Below are 237 nucleotides of genomic sequence, written 5' to 3' on the forward strand. Positions count from 1 at the left end.
CTGCTGCAGGCGATCGAGATCATTGAGAAGCGGCTGCCACTCGGGCTTTAGGCCCTTGTCCCGGCACAGCCTGGTCAGTTCTTTGGCAAGCGTGAGCGCCAGGAAGGAGCAGAAGACATGGCCACGAATGGCGGCGTCGGACTGATGGAAGACGGGCCGCGTGTCGAAACTGGCCTTGGCGCTGCGGAATAGGTTCTCGACCTCGAGCAGATCGCGATAACGCAACACGGCTCGAAG

At 61.2% G+C, this 237-nt stretch carries 1 pseudogene; it reads right to left on the minus strand.

Going from position 1 to position 237, the window contains the following annotated elements:
* Positions 1-237: pseudogene (locus tag ACWGTI_RS32990) on the minus strand (IS1634 family transposase); the annotation flags it as partial.

Source organism: Mesorhizobium sp. ArgA1 (genome assembly GCF_053714375.1).